We start from the raw sequence: 19,818 nt of genomic DNA on the forward strand, positions 1-19,818 counted from the left end.
CAAAAAGCCCAGAACGCCACAATAGTGCACACTCCATAATATCATACGTCTGTCAAGCTGTCAAGTTTTTCCTTGATTTTTTTTGCCGGAAATGCTATACTTTTTGTACAGGTTTGTCCTGTTACATAAAAGAACCTAATGGAGGTATTCCCCATGCAGACTTTTTTAAACGTTTTGCTGGTAATTCTGGTGATCGCAGTGATCGCCCTCGCGGTTCTGTACTTCTTAGGAAGAAAGCTCGAAAAACGTCAGGTAGAGCAGCAGCAGCTTCTGGAAATGTCCAAACAGACTGTATCCATGCTGGTCATTGACAAAAAGAAAATGAAGATCAAAGATTCCGGTCTTCCGAAAATGGTCTACGAGCAGACTCCGAAGTACATGCGCTGGGCAAAGGTTCCGGTTGTAAAGGCGAAGGTAGGTCCAAAGGTTATGACCCTGATGGCAGACGAGCGTGTATTTGCATCACTCCCGGTTAAGACCGAGGCAAAAGTGGTTGTGAGCGGTCTTTACATCACCGAGATCAAGAGTGTCCGCGGCGGAGCAATCCCGCAGGCACCGAAGAAAAAAGGTTTCTTTGCAAGATTTAAGAAAGAGAATTAATCTTGTCCGCATGTCCCACGGGGCAGAAAAAGAGGCAGTGCGTTTTGCGCAATGCCTCTTTTTTTTATGTTTTTTGTTTCTTTTCCTATTGTGCATTTCCCAGATCCAGCTTCGCGCAGTCCTTTGAAGTGATATCCAGGACAATGCGGCAATCCGAGACATGATCATAATTGATGTCGAGCGCATATTCCACCTCAACCTTCAAATGGTCATTCTCCTCCTCAAACCCGATCCGGCTGGTCGTCATTTCCACCAGCAGCTCTCCCATCGGGGTTACATAATGAGTCTGGGTCTTTTTGTCCAGCTCAAACACCATATTCGCAGATACCGGTCCGCTTTTTTTGATCTCCAGCTTCTCCGGAGTCAGCTTCATGGTGTTGCGGATGGCTCCATCCATCCCTTCCATCACCTCATCGTAGATCAGGTAATGCTTATTGTTTTTCCAGAAGTAATCCCCCGAGGTGATCACCTCCACCGTTCCTTCATCGCCCTCCATGGCCTGAAGGCCGCTTAAACGGATCAATACATCTCTTGTCATAATCTCAACTCTCTCATGGCATATCGTTTTGTTTCCCGTTCTGGCAGTTCTCTCCAGTTCTGCGTTTCACAGGCAGGATCAATATTCCTCAATGTTGATCTTCTTTGTCTCTTTCACGTCCTGCGGCAGGATCGAGCTTGCAAAATCCGTAAACTTTTCCGCAAGGTCACTGACATAAAACTGGTGCTTTTCCCCTGCAAACGGTGCAAATGGGTCGCGGCTTAAGCCCTTCTCCGCAAGAAGCCCGCGCAGCTCAATGGCGGTCTCGTAGGCCGGATTTACCAGCGTCACATCTTCTCCCATCAGCCGTCTCAGCGTCGATCGCAGAAGCGGGTAATGGGTGCAGCCCATTACCAGGGTATCAATATACTTTTCTTTCAGCACGCTTAAGTAGCGGGATGCGATCTCATCTGTCACCGGATCATGAAGCCATCCTTCCTCTACCAGCGGACAAAAGAGCGGGCACGACTTGCCAAACACCTGAATTCCCGGCTTCATCTTCTTCATCACTTCCGTGTAAATACCACTGCCGACCGTTGCTTCTGTTCCAATGACACCGATCCGCCCGTTGCGTGTTGCATCCACGGCGGCCCGGGCGCCGGCATTGATCACACCGATGACCGGAATATCCGACTCGGCCGCCACGGTATCCAGTGTCAGGGCTGTTGCCGTATTGCAGGCAATGACGATTGCCTTTACCTCCTTTGTCCTAAGGAAACGGATGATCTGTCTGGAATAGCGGAGCACGGTATCTCTGGACTTGCTTCCGTACGGTACCCGCGCCGTATCACCAAAATAGATGATCCGCTCGTCGGGCAGCTGCCGCATGATCTCCCTTGCTACCGTCAGGCCGCCCACACCGGAATCGAATACGCCCACCGGCGCGTTTTTGTCGATCATGTCGCTTACCTCTCAAACGCCAGGCTGATCAGACGGTCTACCAGCTCTGCCTTCGGGATGCCTGCTGCCTCCCAGAGCATCGGATACATGCTGATGGCGGTAAAGCCCGGCATGGTATTAATTTCGTTGAAGATGACCTCGCCTTCCTTTGTCACGAAGAAATCGACACGGGACAGGCCATAGCCATCGACTGCGTTAAAGATCTTTGCTGCTGCCTCGCGCACACGTTCAGCGGAATCTCCCGGAAGCTCCGGTCCGATGACAGTACGGGACTCTTCATTGTTATACTTTGCATCGAAATCATAGAACTCTGCTGCTGCCAGGATCTCACCGACGCCGGAAGCCTTAACCGGCTTCTGTCCACCGCCTAAAACTGCGCACTCTACCTCATGGCCCACAATAGTCTCCTCCACCAGGATCTTGCGGTCATGCTTTGCTGCCTCCTTCAAGGCTGCTACCAGGCCTTCCCGGTTTTCTGCCTTGCTGACGCCGCGGGAGGAACCAGCGTTGGACGGCTTTACAAAGACCGGATACTGGAAGCGTGACTCAACCTGCGCAACCACTGCATCCATATCCTTTTCCATCTTCCAGCGCATGACCGGAACATAAGCTGCCTGGCGGATACCCAGGTCATCTACAATGATCTTGGTGTAAAGCTTATCCATGGAAACTGCCGATGCCAGCACGCCGCAGCCCACGTACGGGATCTTAGCCAGCTCAAAGATTCCCTGAACGGTACCATCCTCGCCGTAAAGTCCGTGAAGGACCGGGAATGCCACATCGATCTTCTCTTCCCTGGTCACGCCATTTTCCGTGATCATGGCACACTTCTTGGTCGCATCCGGGGAGATGATAACGTCTGCCTTGCTCTCTCTCCACGCCCCGGAACGGATCTCCTCCACACTGTCAGCCTTGACCCAGTGGCCTTCCTCGGTGATACCGATCAGAAGCAGCTCATACTTTTCTTTATCTATCTGGTCAATCACATTTGCCGCAGACACACAGGATACAACATGCTCCGATGACTGTCCGCCGAACAGAACTGCGATTTTTTTCTTACTCATAACAAGATTTCCTTTCTTTATTCAAAATGTCTGATTAATTATAACATACCTGTCAACACTTAAAAAGTGACAGTACACAAAAAAAGATTGATGAAGCGGAGGTTTTTCCATGAAAACTAAATCTATGTCGCGTCCACTCTTTCCACCCTTATTTTTCCTGCTGCTTCTGTTCTTTCTGCTTCTCTCCATGGGAAGCCTGCAAAAAAGCCGGGAAGATCTGGCCGGACGCATCGCACCATCCATCCTGCGGTTTCACATTCTTGCAAACAGCGATTCCAAAGAGGACCAGGCCGTCAAGCTGGAGGTGCGCAGCTACCTGCTGGACTGGATCTGTGACCGGCTGCCCGAAACCGTAAACAGCAAAGAAAGCATGGTTTCCTGGCTGGAAGAAAATCAGTCCGGCCTGGAAAGTGCCGCCGGCCATTTTCTGATGCAAAAAGGGATATCTTACCAGGCGCATCTGTCTCTGGAGCGCACATACTTTCCCACCCGGGTCTACGATGACCTGGTCATTCCCTGCGGAACCTACGACGCTGCGCGGGTGATCCTCGGAAAAGGGAAGGGGCACAACTGGTGGTGCGTGCTCTACCCGCGCTTCTGCTTTCTGGATGAAGTGTGCAAAGAGATCCCCGAAGAAAGCCGGGATAAGCTCCGGGATAAATTAAATCAGGGCGATTACTCCCTGTTAGAGGATCATCGCCCTGATGTCAAAATCCGTTTTTTCTTTTTTCCTTGTCTTGATCCTGTGCTGCCATCACACGGCACAGGCCAAATGGCATAGCAGCTATTCCACGGTTGCCAAGCCTTCAATGCCCCAGTCATAGGCATTCATGGCCGACCACAGATCAAGCTCTGCCGCTTCCTTTGCAGCCTTCTTCTGGTTGTAGCTGATCTGAGTGCCGACGTACTGCATCTCAGACAAAAGACCGTTCTGGTACTGCCGCTGCGCTGCCCCATTGCTCTTTTCAGCAGCCGCATAGCCGGTCTGCGCGGCCTCGTAAGCAGCCTTTTTATCCAGAACATCCTGGTAAAGGCGTTGCATCTCGATCGTCAGCTTCTGCTCACCCTCGTTGATCGTGTTCAGTCGGGCTGCGATCTGGGCGTTGGTCTCGCCCTTAGCAGAGGTTCTCTGGCCGATCAGCGTATAGTTATTGCCGATTGCCTTCTTTGTGTCTGCTTCCAGATTCATGCCATCTAACCTGCCCATATCAAAAGCCGGAAGGTTCTGGATCTGCACACCGCTGTTAGTATCATAGCCAAGCAGCAGACACAGGGTACGATACACGCTGTCCTCCTGGGACTGCAGCGAGGCCAGCTGGGCCTTCGCCCCGATGAGAGACGTTTGTGCGCTGACTAAATCCGTCTGGTTTGCCAGTCCGAGTCCTGCCATCCGCTCATACATATCGCACTGTTTCTGGTACAGGTCCACCAGCGTCTCCAGCGTCGCCTTATTATCCACGATGGTATTGTAGCCGATCATGGCACTCTGGGCACCGGAGACCACCTGTTTTTCATACTGGCGGATCGTGGCCGTGTTGACCTTGCTGGTGTCCCAGTTCGTCACTGTATCCCGGATTCCCTGGACCAGACTGTGGTAACCGCTCTTTAAGCTTTCCATCTGCTTCACCGAACTTTTCAGCTGCGGCATCAGCTTTTTCGCCTGCTTTAACGGCTTTAAAACGTCATCAATATTGTCCATGGATTTATCATAGGTGCTTTCCAGCTCCGTCAGCATATTCTGGTAGTCTTCCTTCGACTCTCCATACTTTCTCCAGGCCTCCGAAATGTTCGGGTTATACTCCCGCACACGCAGGGTAAGCTCATCGTATTCCAGAACATTGTCCTGCAGCTTTGCCAGCGTTTCCGCATCGTATTTTTCAGGCCCCGGCTCTGCTCCGGGACCGGTAGGCGCATACCCGGCAAAGGCCGGAACCACCGATGCAGACGCAAGAACTGCCGCAAGCCCCAAAGCAAGGATCTGATGTTTTCTTTTCATATCACACACGCTCCTTATGAGGTACTTGCAAGACCGTTCACTGCCCAGTCATAGGTTTCCATGGTCTGGAACAGGGTCAGGTCTGCCGTCTTTAAGGCAAGCTCTGCATTTTCTACGGTGATCTGCTGGTTCTCCAGCTGGTTTCTGCTGGCCTTTCCCTGGTCAAACTGCAGCTGCATGCTGTTTAAATTCCGCTTTGCCAGATTCAGGTTTGCTTCTGCCTGGTCATATGCCAGCTTTGCAGTCAGCACATTCTGGTAATTAGTCACCAGGGCAGAGCCGATCTTTCTCTCATTATCCTCGATGGTCTTCTGCAGGCTTTCCTTCGTGTTAGCGCTGGTGGCATTTGCCAGCTTCTTTTTGTTTACCTTTAAGGTGTAATTGTTTTCCAGCGCCTGCGCCTTATCTGTCTCCGGGTTCATTGCCGCGATGCGGTTCATATCCGAAACAGGTACCGCTGTAATTTCCGGGGTATCGTTGTACTTCCATCCCAGCATAACCTGAAGCTTCTGGCGCACATTCTCAATAGCTGCTTTCGAGGACTCCACCGTGCGCTCTGCATTCTGGATGTTTTCCTGCGCATTTAAAACATCTACCTGCGTACTCATGCCAAGGGCTGCCTGCGTCTGTGTGGAGGTTAAGGAAATCTCTGCCTGACGCTTTGCAAGCTCTGCCTGCTTTAATGCCAGCTGGTCCTTCTCATAACTGATCATGTTGGACTGTGCCACCGTCACCAGCGTTTTTTCTGCGGACTTATAATTCAGGTAGACGATCTCACTGTCCTGCAGGTTATCATCTGCCTGCGATTCCATATTCTTTGCCTGGACCTCTGCCATGACAACCGAACCGACCATCATACCGTATGTCGCCTCGTCGCTGTCCGGGTAAGTAATGCTGGAATAGATTTCATCGGCCATATCACGGTATTTGGATGATACATCGTCCTTGGTATCACCATATTTCCGCTTAAACTCCGCCAGGTCCAGATTGTTGGTCTGCACGGTGGCGTTGTATTCCTGGATCAGGCCTTCCAGTTCATCGTACTCAATCGTATTGTCCCGTAATTTTGCCCACTCCTCAGCGCTGCGGGCGAACTCCGGGCTGGCGGCAAACGCCGTTACCGGCGCTGCCGTCACCATGACTCCGGCAAGTGCCAGAGACAATGTCTGTTTGAATCGTTTCATTATAAACATCCTCCGAAGCCGTCTGGCTTATTAATCGTAATGAGGTTCCGGTTTCTTTTTCGGGCTCATGACCTCGTAGTAGATCGGCAGCATTAAGAGTGCCAGAATGGTAGAAGCTACCAGTCCGCCTACATCTACCAGGGCAAGACCCTGCATGCTCTTACCACTGTCGCCGTAAGCAAATGCCATCGGGACCATGGATACAACGGTGGTTAAGGTTGTCATCAGGATCGGGCGAAGACGGGTCGCACCAGCCTCAATGAGGGCTGTGTCACGGTCCATTTTGGTCCGGTACTGGTTTACGGTATCAACATACAGGATACCATTGTTTACTACGGTACCGACTAACATCAAAAATCCAAGTAAGGATACCATACTGATTGGGCAGTCTGCAAGGAATAACAGTCCAAAGGAACCGATCAGGGAGAACGGGATGGTGGTCATGACCATCAGGGAGAACTTCGGTGACTCAAACTGTGCTGCCATGACAACGAAGATCAAAAAGATCGCGGTGATGATGGCGGTACCCAGGTTGCCGAACTCCTCCTTCATGCTCTCATCCTGGGAGTTTAAGGCACGGGTGATGGTCGGGGTCAAATGCTTGCTTACAACTTCATTATATAATTTGTTCTCGATCGCATCGATCTGGCGCGCATCGTCGGTCGGTACATCGCCGGTGATGGTCACCTGATACTGCTTATCTTTTCTGGTAATGGTATTCGGGCTATCCTGGAATACCACATCGGCTACATCAGCCAGGGCTACGGAACCGCCTGCGTTGTTCGGAAGCACAATGCCCTTTAACTTGTCGATGGTGTCGTACTCATCATCTGGGTACTCTACCATAACACTGACATCGTCACCGTCTACGTTTAAGGTTGTTGCCTCTTTACCACCCAGCATGGCACTGACCGTACCTGCGATCTGAAGCGGGGTAATGTTCTCTGCGTCCGCCTTCATGGCATCGATGTTCAGCTTAACAACCGGCGCCGCGTTCTCCAGGGTACTGTGCACCTTAGATACCTCCGGGCGCTCCAGAAGTTCTTTGGTGATCTGGTCAGATGCATCCTTTAATTCATCGTACTGTGTACTCTGCAGGATGTACTCAATGCCACTGCTGCTGGAGGAGGACATGCTGGAGGAGGATGCGATATCCATGGAGATGTTCGCACCTGCGATCTGGTTTAAGAGCGGCTTCCACTCCTTAATAACCTCGCTGGTCTCACGTTTTCTGTCATCCTTTAAGTAGGCAGTCAGGGTTGCACCTGTGCTGGTCATGGAGGACATACCGCTTCCGCCGGACGTCAGCATGTAGGAATCCAGGTCTTCGTCGGCTGTTACGATTTTCTCGACCTGTGCGTAGATCTTATCTTCTTCTTCCAGAGTCAGGCCCGGACGGGTCTCAATGGAAACGGAAATCTCACCGGTATCATCGGAAACCATCAGCTCCATGCGCAGCTGTGAAGCCATCCAGAAGGCAGCCACCAGAAGTGCGATGGAAGTAAAGATCACGGTTTTCTTTTTCGGAAGAAGAACCTTCATAATGCTGCGGTAACCGTTCTGCATCGCACGGATCAGGCCTCCCACCGGGGACTCCTCCTTCTCCTGCGGACGGTAGAAGCAGTAACACAGCGGAACGATGGTCATTGCGCTGATGAGGGATGCCACCATACAGAAGATGATGGTAAAGCCTAACGGTTTAAACATCTGTCCGGTCAGACCCTGTAAGAGAGCCAGCGGAAGGAATACAACGCAGGTGGTCACGGTACCACCGATGATGGACTGCAGCACGATGCCGCTTCCTTCCAGGGCAGCTTCCCGGTAGCCCACAATGCCTTTTCCTTTCGTTGAACGGAAGCAGCTCTCCAGCACTACGATGGAGTTATCTACCATCATACCTACACCAAGTACCAAGCTCGATAAGGTAACTACGTTTAAGGAGAAGCCCATAACCTGGATCAGGATCAGGGCAGCCAGGATGGAGATCGGGATCGAGGTACCAACGATCAGGGATGCCTTGATCTCACCAAAGAACAGGAAGATGATCAGCATGGAAACCACAACTGCCATCACCATGGTCTGCATAACACTCTTTAAAGAAGAAGTGATGTTGTCACTGGTATCGTTTACGGTAACGATCTCCAGGTTTTCATCGGCATCCATCAGGGTTTTGATGGTCTGCTTTACGGACTTGGAAACATCAACCGCAGATGCACTCTGCTGTTTCTTGATGCCGATGGAAATGGTATCCTCACCATTGTAGCGCGCGATACTGTCCGCATCCTCCTGAGCCGTCTGGACATTCGCAATATCAGATAAGTAAATGACATTGCCATTTCCAAGGTTCAGCGGAATGGTCTTTAATAATTCCTCTGTGTCATACTCGGTTCCGGCACTGACAGAAAGCTTCTGTCCACCCACGATGGTATCGCCGGACGGGTAAGTAAAGTCTGCACTTCCGATGGAGGATGCCACGGAAGCAAGGGTTAAATGATACTGTTCCAGCTTTTCCGGGATCAGCTCTACCTGGATGTACTCCTTCTGGCCACCACTGATGCTGACATCGGTAACGGTGGTGATCTTCTCAAACTCCGGAACGATCTTGTTGTTAACATAGTTATAAAGATTGGACTCTGCCTTGTTATTGATCACGAGAGACACGGTATCCATCTCATCGATGTTTAACTCCATGATGACCGGAGCATTGCAGTCGTCCGGAAGATCGCCCTCTATGGCGTCCATCTTTTTCTTTAAGTCGTCGTATGCTTCGTCAATATCTTTACCATAGTCATACTGGATGATGACCAGGGAAACGTTCTCCATAGAACGGGACTGGATCGTATCGACACCACTTAAGGAACCGATCTCGTCCTCAATCTTGGTGCTGACCAGATCATTGACGTCTTCCGGGCTGGCACCCGGGTATACGGAATATACAATAAGAACCGGCATATCCATGCTCGGCATTAGCTCCAGCTTAGATCCAAGCACGGACTGAAGACCGAACACGATCAGGCACAGGATTACCATGACCACGGTAACCGGCCGCTTCAGGACTGATTTTGTTAATCCCATTGATGTTTTCCTCCTTCTGCTTTACCCTTAGTTACCTTTTGTCTCGGCAGCTGCCTCAGTGCTTTCTGCATTTTCGGTGGTCTCTGCATTGTCTGCTGCTGCGCCCTGTGCATTGCTCTCAGAATCCGTGGAAGCTGCTGCATTTGCGTCTGCCTTCTGCACCTGAGAGCCCTCATACAGCTCAGAGCTCCAGGTGGTAATGATCTCATCGGAAGCATTGATACCAGAAAGAACCTGTGCCTTCTCAGAATCGTAAAGGCCAATTTCAACCGGAACATAATGCACTGTTCCATTGTCATAGGTATAAACGTAAGCGTCACCGCCGGAGTAGTAAACTGCGTCAACCGGAATGGTCAGCACATTGTCTGCGCGATCAGAAATGACAGACAGCTTCGTGGTAGATCCGGTCGGAAGCGCATCGCCGTTGTCCACAGATGCCTTGATCTTAAACAGGCCGGTGGAATCGTCGATCATGCTGCTGACCTCGTTGATGGTACCCTGGTAATCGGTTCCGTTTTTATCGACCGTAACCGGGTCACCGACATGCAGCTCAGAAGCGATCTTCTCCGGAACAGAGAAGGTAATGGACTTGCTGCCCTCGCCGGAAATAACAGCCAGCAGAACCTGGGATGCTACGTTGTCATGGACCTCGACGTTGCAGATCTCCACCTTACCGGAGATCGGTGCAGTCACATTTGCAAACTCCACCTGGTAATCGTAATTCAGCTTTGCGGAATCATAAGCGATCTGTGCATTCTTTGCCTGGGTCTGCGCCTGCTCAAATGCCACACTGGCGATATCGCCTGCCGCAAACAATGCCTGCTGGCGGGCCAGGTTGGTATTGGCATCGCCTAAAGCCTGCTGTGCAGATTCCATCTGGAGTCTTGCTGCCTCCACTTGCTTGGTATCGATCTTGCAGATCGGCTGTCCCTCCTGGACCATGTCGCCTGCTTTCACAAACACGTCGGTAATCTCACCGGCTGCCTTCGGGTAAATATAGACCACATCTGACGGCTCAACCTTGCCCACCAGGCTGCGGTACAGTTCAATGCTTCCGGTCTTTGGACTTTCCACATTTACAACCGGGATCAGGGTTTCTTCTTCGGTCTGCTTGCCGCGGGTCAGGCTAAGACCTGCCACAACCGCAATCGCCGCAACTACCACTCCTGCAATTACTACTTTCTTTTTCATAGCTGTCTCCTCTTATCCTCGTCTTTTTGTAACTGTTCAGTACCTTCACAGTTACGTCTTTTTTACTTTTATGGGTTATTTCTGCTGCCGGGCACGCTTACGTGAACAGCAGCTTACTTTTTTAACACGCCATACTTTAACACTTCCATCGTATCCCGGTAGCGGGTCCGGATTGCTTCCAGATCAGCCGGATTCTGATAGTAAGCCCGGATAGCCAGAAGAAGGGATACCATACCAAGCTGCATAACGGTATCGAGTTTCTGTTCCGACTGCACTGCAAAATCCTCCAGGCGGATTCTCTTTAACAACCATTGTACGGGGGACTCCTCTGGTTTTATTCCTCCCATCGGCGGTTTGCAGCCAAATTCAATACCAAATGCACTGGTATTCTCCTGGTAGGAAAATACATGCTTCACCACCTCGATCATTTCCTTCGACTCCGTCAGCTGGCGGATCGTAAACTCAAACAGCCAGTCTAACATGGTAAAAAAATCACCGCCATTACGGTTCAGCTCGCTTTCGCAATAATCCTTGAGCTGTGCTGCATGATCCTCAAAAATATAGCGGACCACATCCTGCTTGTCCTCGAAATATGTGTAAAAGCTTCCGCGGGAAATATCCGCATTCTGAATGATCTGGTTAATAGAAGCCTTATCAAACGGAACTCTTGCAAATTCCTTGATGGCTGCTTCCCGGATGATCTGCTTTTTCGCTTCCGGAAGACGGTAAAATCGCTCCGTAGGCATGCTTTGCACCTCCTTTTTGTCATTTTTATGACAAGCTGTCACTTTTTCACATGACAATATGTCACATTATAATGACAAGCTGTCATCTTGTCAAGTATCTGAATGCGATTTTATAATTTCTTTATGGTTTTCTTACGGAGTTCCCATGCAATTGTTTTTCCCAAAAATAAAACAACGACAGAAACTGACGCATCTTCTGCATCGGCTTCTGCCGTTATTTTCTAATATTCCCTATTCATTTTTACCCTATTTCAGGTATTTATCGAAGAATGCAACCTGCAGCTCCTTGGTGCTGTCCTGGAAGAACTCTCTGGTTCCATGGCCAGCGCCTGGGATCACATAAAACTCTGCCTTATCCTCCATGCCTGCTTCCACGATCTTCTGGTAGAGCACCTCACTGCTGATCGCTACCGGCACAAGCGGGTCGTTGTCGCCGTGAAGGATCTGGATTGGGCACATACCCGGATTTACCATATTGACCGGACTTGCCTTTGCCCCACGCTCCTTCATGGTAGCCGGGTCTCCGCCGATCAGGCAGCCTCCGTGTGTTTCCTCAATGCAATGCCAGCGTGCGGAAGGATTTGAAAACTGTTTTTCCTCGTTTTCCATCAGAGCCTTGATATCAACCGGTCCAAACATGTCACTGCAGGCCTGAACCTTAGAAGAATAACCGCTCCACTCTTCGCTGTCAAAGCCATCCTGGTTCATGGCCGCTGCAGCTGCGAGGTGTCCGCCTGCAGACCGGCCAAAAATGCCGATACGCTCCGGGTCGATCTCGTACTCCGCTGCATGGGCGCGAAGGAAACGGATCGCAGTCTTGACATCGATCAGCTGATCCGGGTAATGTCCCTGGGCACTGCTGCGGTAATAAATAGAAGCAACCACATAACCCGCGTTGGCAAACTCGGTCATCTCGCCAAGCATCATATTCTTATCTGTGCCTTTCCAGCCGCCGCCTGGTACCCATACCAGAGCCGGCTTCGGGCTGTGGTCCTCTTTCGGATCATCTTCACCCACAGCAGCACGCATCTCACTGTTTCCGTTCTGGAGCAGGACAGAAAGCTTTAATTCCAGCGGGTTGCCCTCCAGGTCTTTTACTGTAGAATATACGATATTATCAACCAGTGTTAAGGTCTTTTTCTTTGTACCCGGATCAAATACTTTTTTCATGATTCATTCTCCTCTTTTCGATGCAGGATTCTTTTCGCTGCACCTTCATTTTCATGCAGCATCGTGCATTCTCTTTCCATTATATTTCATGCAGGAAACCTGCACCCTCATCCGGATGCAGGTTTCTTTCTTCTTAACCGTAGATCGGGAAGAAAATATTAATGCCAATGATCAGTGCAATCAGCGTAAGAACCAGCAATGGCAGCGTAAACCTCAGTGTTTTTAACGGGTTCTGGTTTCCGATACCAAACGCCATCATGGTTCCGGAGCAGCCGGTCGGCATTACGAATGCCAGCCATGCAGATACGCAGCAGCAAAGAACAACTGCTTTTACGTTCATGCCGCCTGCCAGTGCAGTGGAAGCTGCAATCGGGCTCATCAGTGCCATGGTTCCCATGTTAGACATGAAGTTGGTCATCAGTGCGCAAGCTACGCAGAATACGATACTTACAAACAGTCCGCTCGGATGTCCGCCAAGGATGTTTAATACGGTCTGGCCGATCAGCTCGCCGACACCGGTTTTGGAAAGTGCGGTAGAAACAACGCTCATTCCGGCAACCATCCATACCATATCGCAGGTCAGGGTCTTCATAACCTCCGGGATCTCCAGTACCTTAAATACGATCAGGACCAGAAGTCCTGCAGACGGGATCACGTTGGTGATATCGCTGCCAAGCTGGTTGGTGAACATGAAGCCAAGCATGATCACTGCAAACACACCAAAGATCATGTACTCATCCTTCTTAGAGATCGGAGCTGTGTCCTTTACATCCTTCACCTGGCTCTTATCAATGGACCCATTCGGGATCAGGCGGTAGCACAGAATGCAGTAAATAGTTCCCACGATCAGCGGAAGGATTCCTGCTTTGAAGAAATCGGTGATCCCAAGACAATCCTCCGGACCAACCAGACCCTGATAATAGGAAGTAATGGTTCCCGGCATGGTTGCACCCATACCGATCGGGAACTTGGAAGTTGCCAGACAGTTGATGGTAGCAACCAGGAATAACAATCTGGACGGGGAATACTCGCTGTCATCATCAAAGGTCTGGATAAACAGGAGCATTACGGAAATGCAGGCAACCTGGCCCATCAGCTGGGACAGGATAATGGTCATTCCACATAAACCTGCGATCAGAAGAAAACCGCTCTTACCCTGAAGCTTGCCCATCACGCCTCTTAAACGGTGGATCAGGCTTGTCTTGCCGAGTGCGCTCGCAACTACGATCATCGGCGCGATCATCAGCGTAGTGCTGCTGGAAAGGCCGGAAAAGGCCGTCTTTAAATCTAAAACTCCGGTAAATACAAACAGAACACAGCAGATCATTGCTGTTACACCATATGGAAGCACATGGGTCAAAAGCATTACAACCATGAATACCAGGATACATAATGCCATAATCATCTGTACATTCATCTCAATTTCTCCCTCATTACATTTTTAGATAAAAAAGGATAGACTTTCTGCGCAGTTCATGATCATTGGCCTTACAGCACAGTACCTTTTGCTCTTTTATCTCTTTTGTTTATGTAGAGATTGTACCATTCTGTTATCTAATAAACAATCCATTTCTCGCTATATATATTATTACAAAAAACTATACATTGTTGACTTTCCAGGTGGGATACAGTATGCTGAAAGCATCCCAAAACACGGTTGTCCTGAAATTTCCAAGCTGTAAGCAAAGCGGAGACGGCTGCAGGCAACACAAAGGCAAATCGCAGGCTCTCATTGCCAAAGAACGAAAGGACCAGCACATGCAGATCAAAAATATGTCCTACCTCATTGCCCTCGCGGAAGAGGGTACTCTTTCCGGGGCCGGAAAGCGCCTCGGCATCTCTCAGCCGACCTTAAGTGTTTTTCTGTCCGGCTTAGAACAGGAGCTGGGAATGGATCTGTTTCTCCGAGACAAAAAGAAACTCATCCTGACCCCTGCCGGCCGGATCTATCTGGAGGCAGCAAAGCGCATTCTTGCCACACAAGAACGGACACTCCAGTCCATCCGCCAGCTCTCGGCCACGGCGCCCATAGAGCTTCTCATCGGCGTTACCCCACTGCGCGGTTCCGAGATCGCCTCCAAGGTGTTTTCCCAGTTTTCTTCCCGGTATCCCTCCATCCGCGTCAGCCTCCGCGATGGCTATATGCGGGAGCTTCGCCAGATGGTCCTTGAAGGCGTACTCTCCTTTTCCCTGGGAACCTGCTTTGACACAGAATCCGCAGACTTCGACTACATTACCCTGTTCCGGGAAGAGATCGTAGTCGCAGTTCCTGCCTTCCATCCGCTTGCCCTGCACAGCAGGCAAACGAGCAGCGTTTTGGATTCCCACAGTGAATTTCCACAGGTTAAGCCCGAAGAACTTTCCGATTCCCCCTTCATTCTCATGACCCCAGGCAATACCATCCGCAATATATCGAGTTATATTTTTACCCAGGCCAGGTTCACCCCCACGGTCGTATACGAGAGCAGCAATACCACCGTTATGCGCAATATGGTCCGCGGCGGTTCTGGAATCGCGTTTCTTCCCCGCTCTGCGGCCCAGTTAGATGATCCGGAGATTGCCTACCTGTCGCTCTCTCCCCGCTACTCCTTAGATCTGTGTATTATATTAAGAAAAGGAAAGGTGCTGTCCGAGAGTGAGCGCTATTTCATCTGGCTGATGATCATGGCCGACAAAGAGGTTCCCTATTATACGCTGGATCTTAACGAAGCCGGCAGATCCATCTGGAAAGAATTCCAGAGCGGACAGCTGCTCTGATAAACAGCCAGAAAAGCTGCTTTTGCCTTTTCATCAGACACCTGACACGAAACAGAAAGGAAACTACCATGAGATTTCAGACATTAGAGTATATCATTGCCATTGCCGAGGAGCGCTCCATGTCCCGGGCTGCCGACCGGCTCCTCATCTCCCAGCCCACTTTAAGCCGACAGCTCAAACGTCTGGAGGATCGCCTGGAGACAAAGCTCTTTGTGCGCGAACACAATGAGATGCGCCTGACCGACGCCGGGAAGATTTATGTAAATGGAGCCCGTTCCATCCAGAACATCCACGAGCACGCCTTAAGCGATATCCGCAAGCTCTCCCAGTCTGGAAAGCGCCAGATCACCTTAATCTACAACAATATTCTGCTGCCCAATTTTTCCGTGGACATCCTGCCCGCCTTCCGAAAGCTCCACCCACATACGCTGATCAGTACCATTGACGGAAATGCCTCCATTGCCAAAGACTATCTCTCAAACGGTATGGCCGATCTGGCTGTGGCTGCCACCGGGGAAGCGGCCCACACCATGCTGGAATTTCTCCCACTCCGGGAAGAAGAGCTGATGCTGGCTCTTTCCGTTTCCCATCCGCTTATTCCGTTCTTCGAGCAGCATGGAGCCGACCTCTCCCAGCTTTCCAGAGAGTCTTTTATCTTAAACCAGCACAACAGCTTTTTCCGCACTCTGGAACGAAACATTCTGTCCGGTCTTTCATTCGCTCCCGATATTCTCTGCGAGATCAGTGATATCAACGCAGCCGGAAACATGGTCGCACACCAGAAAGGGATCGCCTTTCTGCCCCGCTCCGCCGCCGGGCAGCTTCATGGCTGCCGCCTGTTTTCCTTGCAGCCACCGGTCCTTTTCCAGATTGTCATTGCTTACCCGAAAAGCAGTATCCTGACCGGTCCCGTGAGAGACTTAATCCTGCTGCTCTTGCAGGATGCAGAGTCCCATATCAACGGTGTCCGAACAAAATCAGCAGCAGTTTTCTAAAGAATCAGAAGTCATAATTTCCTAAACATTCAGAAGCTATGCCGCTCTCACCTGCTCCATACATCATACGAAATAAAAAGCCGCCCGCGCAGATTTTATTCCACGCGGGCGGCTTTTTTATCATATGTAATTAAGCGTTAGCTTTTTTTGCTGCTTCTTTTTTCTTGGTGTTTCTGTCATCGTAGATTGCGTATGCAATGGAGATGATGATCAGAACCCAGATGAACAGACCGATCGGTCTGGAGAAGAATACACCAAGGCTTCCGTTTGCTGCGGATACTGCCTGAATGAAGTAGTTCTCAAGGTCCTTACCAAGGATGAAACCGATTAAGTAGCAGGATGCCGGGATCTTGATCTTACCGAAGATATAGCCAACAACACCGAAGATGAGCAGTGCCCATACATCGAAGATACGGCCATTCTTGGTTGCGTATGCACCTACGATACAGATCATGATGATAACCGGGTACATTCTCTGACGCGGAATGTAGATGATCTTGCTGATCCACTTGATCGGGTAGAACATGCAGATGAACATTAAAATGTTACATGCAAGTAATGCAAGCAGGATGGTGTTCCAGGTCTCCGGGTTCTGGGTAATGAACAGCGGACCTACCTGTACGCCCTGCAGCATGAATGCACTGATCAGGACTGCAGTTGTGGAGTCACCAGGGATACCAAGGCTTAATAACGGGATTAATGCACCACCGGTCAGACCGTTGTTGGAAGACTCGGATGCTACCAGACCCTCTGCAACACCGGTACCAAGCAGTTCCGGATGTTTGGAGAAGTTCTTTGCCTGTGCGTATGCCAGAATGGAAGCAGCGGAACCGCCTACACCCGGAAGTACGCCCATGAAGGTACCGATTAAGGAAGAACGAAGCAGGTTGATGCCCTGACCCTTGAAATCCTTGAAGGAGAAGGTGGACTTGCCGTCCATCTCGCCGTCTACTTTGTCAATCTTGAAGCGCATGCCTTCCTCTGCCTCTTCGAAGATCTGAGCGATCGCGAACAGACCGATCAGAACCGGGAGCAGCTGGAAGCCGTCCTGCATTTTGGACTTGAACATAGCCGGAACCATACGGTAAGCGTTGTTTACGCTGAACATACCGATCAGGCTGGTTAATACGCCAAGGAAACCTGCGAATACACCACGAAGCATCTGACCCTTAGACAGAGCTGCGATAACGGTCAGTGCAAACAGGATGATCAGGAATTTCTCAACTGCGCTGAACTTCAGTGCTGCTGCACTTAAAAGCGGGGTGAACAGCCACAGGCAGATCAGGGAAATAAGACCGCCGATGAAGCTGGAGAAAATACCGATCTTAAGTGCTCTCTCACCCTCGCCGCGTTTTGCCATCGGGTAACCATCGAAGGTAGTGGTGATGGAAGACGGGGTACCTGGGATGTTGATCAGGATAGCCGGAACAAGTCCACCGGAAATACCGCCGACATACAGGCCAAGTAACAGATACAGTGCCATTTCAAGATCATAAGCATAAGTCATAGGCAGGAAAACTGCTACTGCCATGGTTGCTGTCATACCTGGGATCGCACCAAACACGATACCGGCAACAACGCCGAGTGCTGCAATCAATACATGAGCAATTGAAATCATTTATGTTTTCCTCCCTTCCTTAATATAAAGTGAATCCGAACTGCGGGAATGCCATGGTGCAGATACCGCTCGGCAGGGTGATGTTAAATACAACACCGAACAGAACAGCGATCACGATGGAACTTACCAGCGCAATGATAGCACTAACTAACAGAGACTTTGGTGCAACTCCTGCATAAAGAACGTTGAACAGGAACACGAAAACGATACTGGTTACAGTGAAACCGATCACATTCAGACATGCGATGAAGCCAATGAATAATACCAGAGTACCAAACAGCTTCACATAATCGCAGTTGTCGATAAAGAATTTTCCCGGTTTCTTAAAGAACGGCTCACCGTTTTTCACACGAGCCATACCTTCGGTCAGAATGATTGCTGCCAGAAGTACAACCAGAATACCCATAACAATGTGCGGAACGATCCAATGCTGGGTTGAGTATACGATCTGAATCATAGTTATCCCTTTCCTTTTGTTTACCTACATGTTAAATCTTTGGATGCGCGGCTGCTTTTGCAGCCATCCACCCTTGCGCCGAGTGCGCATCCTCGCGGAGCATTTCTCTATTTCATAGGAAACAATTTCCTATGAAATAGAGAAAATATGCCCTGCACACACTCCTGTAAGCCTGCGCAGGGCACTTTTTTAGTTTCTTGTGTTGTCCTGATACAGACAGATTACTGAGTCAGAGTATCCAGAGACGGAGCCTTCTCGATCAGGGCTTTACACATCTCACGCTTGTTGTAGATGAACTCCTTGGAAGCCTCTACGCCAACCTCGTCTGCGCTCAGTGCGTTGTAATACAGTTTCTGCATGTCTGCTACGAATGCCGGATCCTCGGTAACTTTCTTCATAGCTGCCTCGTACTCAGCCAGTACGCTTGCGTCCATATCTTTCGGGAAGTACATGCAGAAATCTTTTGCGAACTCAAACGGCTCACCATCAAAGGTAACGCCATCTTTTGCCATGGAGTCGATCTCTAAGCCCTCAACCTCGCCGCAGGAACCGAACATGGTCATCTTTAACTGGTTCTCAACACCATCTTTGGTGTACTGCTCAAATGCAGAAGTATCGCCGTAGATAACGTCTGCGTTACGATCCCACAGTCTCTGCAGTTTCTCAGCGGTGGTACCACCAACGATTGCTTTGATACGTCCAGCAACTTCATCGCCGTAGGTCTCCTGAACATACAGGTAGTAAGCAACGAATGCCAGATGAGAGGTTGCGCCGGACTCGATGTTGAAGGATACGGTAGCATCCGGGTTGTCCTGCAGATATTTGGTGATATCGCTTAAGTTGTTCCAGCCTTTCTCAGCTGCTGCACCGAAGCATGCGCCCGGGTTCTGGCCGATACGCGGACCAACAGTCATGTTCTCCAGAGCATACTGCTCATCAACAGAACCGAACAGAACGCTTAAGAAAGTCATGTCGTGGAACATCATAACAGTCTTGCCGTCGCCCTTTGCGTTCTGCATCTCGTCCAGGGCTGCTGCATTACCGATCGCATCAACTTTACCGTTGAAGCCCATCTCCTTGCTTAAGTAACGGGTTACCAGATCAGCGATCATGTAAGAGTCGCCGGAAGTAGAGGTAGAACCAATTACGACACGAACGTTCTGTCCCTTTAAGCTGCTCTCACCGCCGCCTACGTTTGCTGCCTCGGTAGCTGCCTCGGTAGCTGCTGCCTCGCCGCCCTGTGCTGTCTCAGATGCTGCAGCGGTGGTCTCGGTAGCTGCTTTGCTTCCGCAGCCTGCCATGGACATAACCATTGCTGCAGCTGCTACAACTGCTGTTGCTTTCTTAAATACTTTTCTCATTTTCCTTCTCCCTTCATAAATGTAAAAATGAAAAGTTTATAATATCTTCACCTTTCTGTGGCCTGCCTCACGGACCGCACCACCAGAAAGGGGATATTCCGGTTAATCGATGACTTTATTCTTTCTTAACAAAGTTTATCATCTTTTAACGATATATTTATCATAT

17 protein-coding genes are annotated in these 19,818 nt (G+C 50.1%); 4 read left to right on the top strand and 13 right to left on the bottom strand.

From position 1 onward, the window contains the following. Positions 1-153 precede the first annotated feature (153 nt). Positions 154-600, top strand: coding sequence for a hypothetical protein (locus DW922_RS00615; RefSeq protein WP_118718299.1), 447 nt, complete (start codon positions 154-156; stop codon positions 598-600). Positions 601-685: 85 nt separating this feature from the next. Here the strand turns inward: DW922_RS00615 and DW922_RS00620 are convergent, their stop codons facing one another. From DW922_RS00620 to DW922_RS00630, 3 genes are all read right to left on the bottom strand, one after another. Then, positions 686-1,138, bottom strand: coding sequence for a DUF1934 domain-containing protein (locus DW922_RS00620; RefSeq protein WP_118725473.1), 453 nt, complete (start codon positions 1,136-1,138; stop codon positions 686-688). Positions 1,139-1,216: 78 nt separating this feature from the next. Continuing rightward, on the bottom strand, positions 1,217-2,038 hold the full coding sequence (gene murI, locus DW922_RS00625) for a glutamate racemase (RefSeq protein WP_195714968.1): 822 nt from the start codon (positions 2,036-2,038) through the stop codon (positions 1,217-1,219). Positions 2,039-2,043: 5 nt separating this feature from the next. Continuing rightward, entirely contained in the window at positions 2,044-3,102 is a 1,059-nt protein-coding gene (locus tag DW922_RS00630) for a D-alanine--D-alanine ligase family protein (RefSeq protein ID WP_118725474.1), read from the bottom strand. A 109-nt stretch (positions 3,103-3,211) separates the two neighbouring features. On the opposite strand from DW922_RS00630, the gene DW922_RS00635 reads away from it, so the two are divergent. Next, complete coding sequence (locus tag DW922_RS00635; protein ID WP_118718301.1) at positions 3,212-3,883, top strand: stage II sporulation protein R; 672 nt, start codon at positions 3,212-3,214, stop codon at positions 3,881-3,883. Between the two features lie 3 nt (positions 3,884-3,886). Here the strand turns inward: DW922_RS00635 and DW922_RS00640 are convergent, their stop codons facing one another. The 7 genes from DW922_RS00640 to DW922_RS00670 all read right to left on the bottom strand — a co-directional run bounded on the left by DW922_RS00640 (position 3,887) and on the right by DW922_RS00670 (position 13,881). Then, entirely contained in the window at positions 3,887-5,098 is a 1,212-nt protein-coding gene (locus tag DW922_RS00640) for a TolC family protein (RefSeq protein WP_118718302.1), read from the bottom strand. A gap of 14 nt (positions 5,099-5,112) precedes the next feature. Continuing rightward, positions 5,113-6,282 carry a TolC family protein gene (locus DW922_RS00645; protein WP_118725475.1) on the bottom strand — a complete coding sequence of 390 codons (1,170 nt, stop codon included), beginning with the start codon at positions 6,280-6,282 and terminating at the stop codon, positions 5,113-5,115. Between the two features lie 30 nt (positions 6,283-6,312). Continuing rightward, positions 6,313-9,357, bottom strand: a complete 3,045-nt coding sequence (locus tag DW922_RS00650) for an efflux RND transporter permease subunit (RefSeq protein ID WP_118718303.1) — start codon at positions 9,355-9,357, stop codon at positions 6,313-6,315. 27 nt (positions 9,358-9,384) lie between these two features. After that, positions 9,385-10,548 (bottom strand): efflux RND transporter periplasmic adaptor subunit, encoded by a 1,164-nt coding sequence (locus DW922_RS00655; protein WP_118725476.1) that lies wholly within the window; start codon positions 10,546-10,548, stop codon positions 9,385-9,387. Between the two features lie 113 nt (positions 10,549-10,661). Beyond that, positions 10,662-11,294, bottom strand: a complete 633-nt coding sequence (locus DW922_RS00660) for a TetR family transcriptional regulator (protein WP_118718304.1) — start codon at positions 11,292-11,294, stop codon at positions 10,662-10,664. A gap of 246 nt (positions 11,295-11,540) precedes the next feature. Beyond that, entirely contained in the window at positions 11,541-12,464 is a 924-nt protein-coding gene (locus DW922_RS00665) for an alpha/beta hydrolase (protein ID WP_118725477.1), read from the bottom strand. A 133-nt stretch (positions 12,465-12,597) separates the two neighbouring features. Then, positions 12,598-13,881 (bottom strand): SLC13 family permease, encoded by a 1,284-nt coding sequence (locus DW922_RS00670; RefSeq protein ID WP_118725478.1) that lies wholly within the window; start codon positions 13,879-13,881, stop codon positions 12,598-12,600. A gap of 215 nt (positions 13,882-14,096) precedes the next feature. On the opposite strand from DW922_RS00670, the gene DW922_RS00675 reads away from it, so the two are divergent. Further along, on the top strand, positions 14,097-15,221 hold the full coding sequence (locus DW922_RS00675) for a LysR family transcriptional regulator (protein ID WP_118725479.1): 1,125 nt from the start codon (positions 14,097-14,099) through the stop codon (positions 15,219-15,221). Positions 15,222-15,289: 68 nt separating this feature from the next. Next, positions 15,290-16,216 (top strand): LysR family transcriptional regulator, encoded by a 927-nt coding sequence (locus DW922_RS00680; protein WP_118725480.1) that lies wholly within the window; start codon positions 15,290-15,292, stop codon positions 16,214-16,216. Positions 16,217-16,346: 130 nt separating this feature from the next. On the opposite strand, the gene DW922_RS00685 is transcribed toward DW922_RS00680, so the two are convergent. The 3 genes from DW922_RS00685 to DW922_RS00695 form a co-directional block, all read right to left on the bottom strand. Continuing rightward, positions 16,347-17,834 carry a tripartite tricarboxylate transporter permease gene (locus DW922_RS00685; RefSeq protein WP_118718310.1) on the bottom strand — a complete coding sequence of 496 codons (1,488 nt, stop codon included), beginning with the start codon at positions 17,832-17,834 and terminating at the stop codon, positions 16,347-16,349. A 19-nt stretch (positions 17,835-17,853) separates the two neighbouring features. After that, positions 17,854-18,291: a tripartite tricarboxylate transporter TctB family protein gene (locus DW922_RS00690; RefSeq protein WP_118718311.1), complete on the bottom strand. Its 438-nt coding sequence runs from the start codon at positions 18,289-18,291 to the stop codon at positions 17,854-17,856. Between the two features lie 221 nt (positions 18,292-18,512). Next, entirely contained in the window at positions 18,513-19,652 is a 1,140-nt protein-coding gene (locus DW922_RS00695) for a hypothetical protein (RefSeq protein ID WP_118725481.1), read from the bottom strand. Between the last annotated feature and the right edge of the window lie 166 nt (positions 19,653-19,818).

The organism is Clostridium sp. AM42-4 (assembly GCF_003480105.1).
GTDB lineage: Bacteria > Bacillota > Clostridia > Lachnospirales > Lachnospiraceae > Brotaphodocola.

Bases quoted from the DNA above. Each gene is read 5' to 3' on its own strand.
- DW922_RS00630 (WP_118725474.1), bottom strand. From the start codon at position 3,102: ATGAGTAAGAAAAAAATCGCAGTTCTGTTCGGCGGACAGTCATCGGAG.
- DW922_RS00635 (WP_118718301.1), top strand. From the start codon at position 3,212: ATGAAAACTAAATCTATGTCGCGTCCACTCTTTCCACCCTTATTTTTC.
- DW922_RS00650 (WP_118718303.1), bottom strand. From the start codon at position 9,357: ATGGGATTAACAAAATCAGTCCTGAAGCGGCCGGTTACCGTGGTCATG.
- DW922_RS00670 (WP_118725478.1), bottom strand. From the start codon at position 13,881: ATGAATGTACAGATGATTATGGCATTATGTATCCTGGTATTCATGGTT.
- murI (WP_195714968.1), bottom strand. From the start codon at position 2,038: ATGATCGACAAAAACGCGCCGGTGGGCGTATTCGATTCCGGTGTGGGC.
- DW922_RS00665 (WP_118725477.1), bottom strand. From the start codon at position 12,464: ATGAAAAAAGTATTTGATCCGGGTACAAAGAAAAAGACCTTAACACTG.
- DW922_RS00675 (WP_118725479.1), top strand. From the start codon at position 14,097: ATGCTGAAAGCATCCCAAAACACGGTTGTCCTGAAATTTCCAAGCTGT.
- DW922_RS00685 (WP_118718310.1), bottom strand. From the start codon at position 17,834: ATGATTTCAATTGCTCATGTATTGATTGCAGCACTCGGCGTTGTTGCC.
- DW922_RS00615 (WP_118718299.1), top strand. From the start codon at position 154: ATGCAGACTTTTTTAAACGTTTTGCTGGTAATTCTGGTGATCGCAGTG.
- DW922_RS00660 (WP_118718304.1), bottom strand. From the start codon at position 11,294: ATGCCTACGGAGCGATTTTACCGTCTTCCGGAAGCGAAAAAGCAGATC.
- DW922_RS00695 (WP_118725481.1), bottom strand. From the start codon at position 19,652: ATGAGAAAAGTATTTAAGAAAGCAACAGCAGTTGTAGCAGCTGCAGCA.
- DW922_RS00645 (WP_118725475.1), bottom strand. From the start codon at position 6,282: ATGAAACGATTCAAACAGACATTGTCTCTGGCACTTGCCGGAGTCATG.
- DW922_RS00655 (WP_118725476.1), bottom strand. From the start codon at position 10,548: ATGAAAAAGAAAGTAGTAATTGCAGGAGTGGTAGTTGCGGCGATTGCG.
- DW922_RS00640 (WP_118718302.1), bottom strand. From the start codon at position 5,098: ATGAAAAGAAAACATCAGATCCTTGCTTTGGGGCTTGCGGCAGTTCTT.
- DW922_RS00680 (WP_118725480.1), top strand. From the start codon at position 15,290: ATGAGATTTCAGACATTAGAGTATATCATTGCCATTGCCGAGGAGCGC.
- DW922_RS00690 (WP_118718311.1), bottom strand. From the start codon at position 18,291: ATGATTCAGATCGTATACTCAACCCAGCATTGGATCGTTCCGCACATT.
- DW922_RS00620 (WP_118725473.1), bottom strand. From the start codon at position 1,138: ATGACAAGAGATGTATTGATCCGTTTAAGCGGCCTTCAGGCCATGGAG.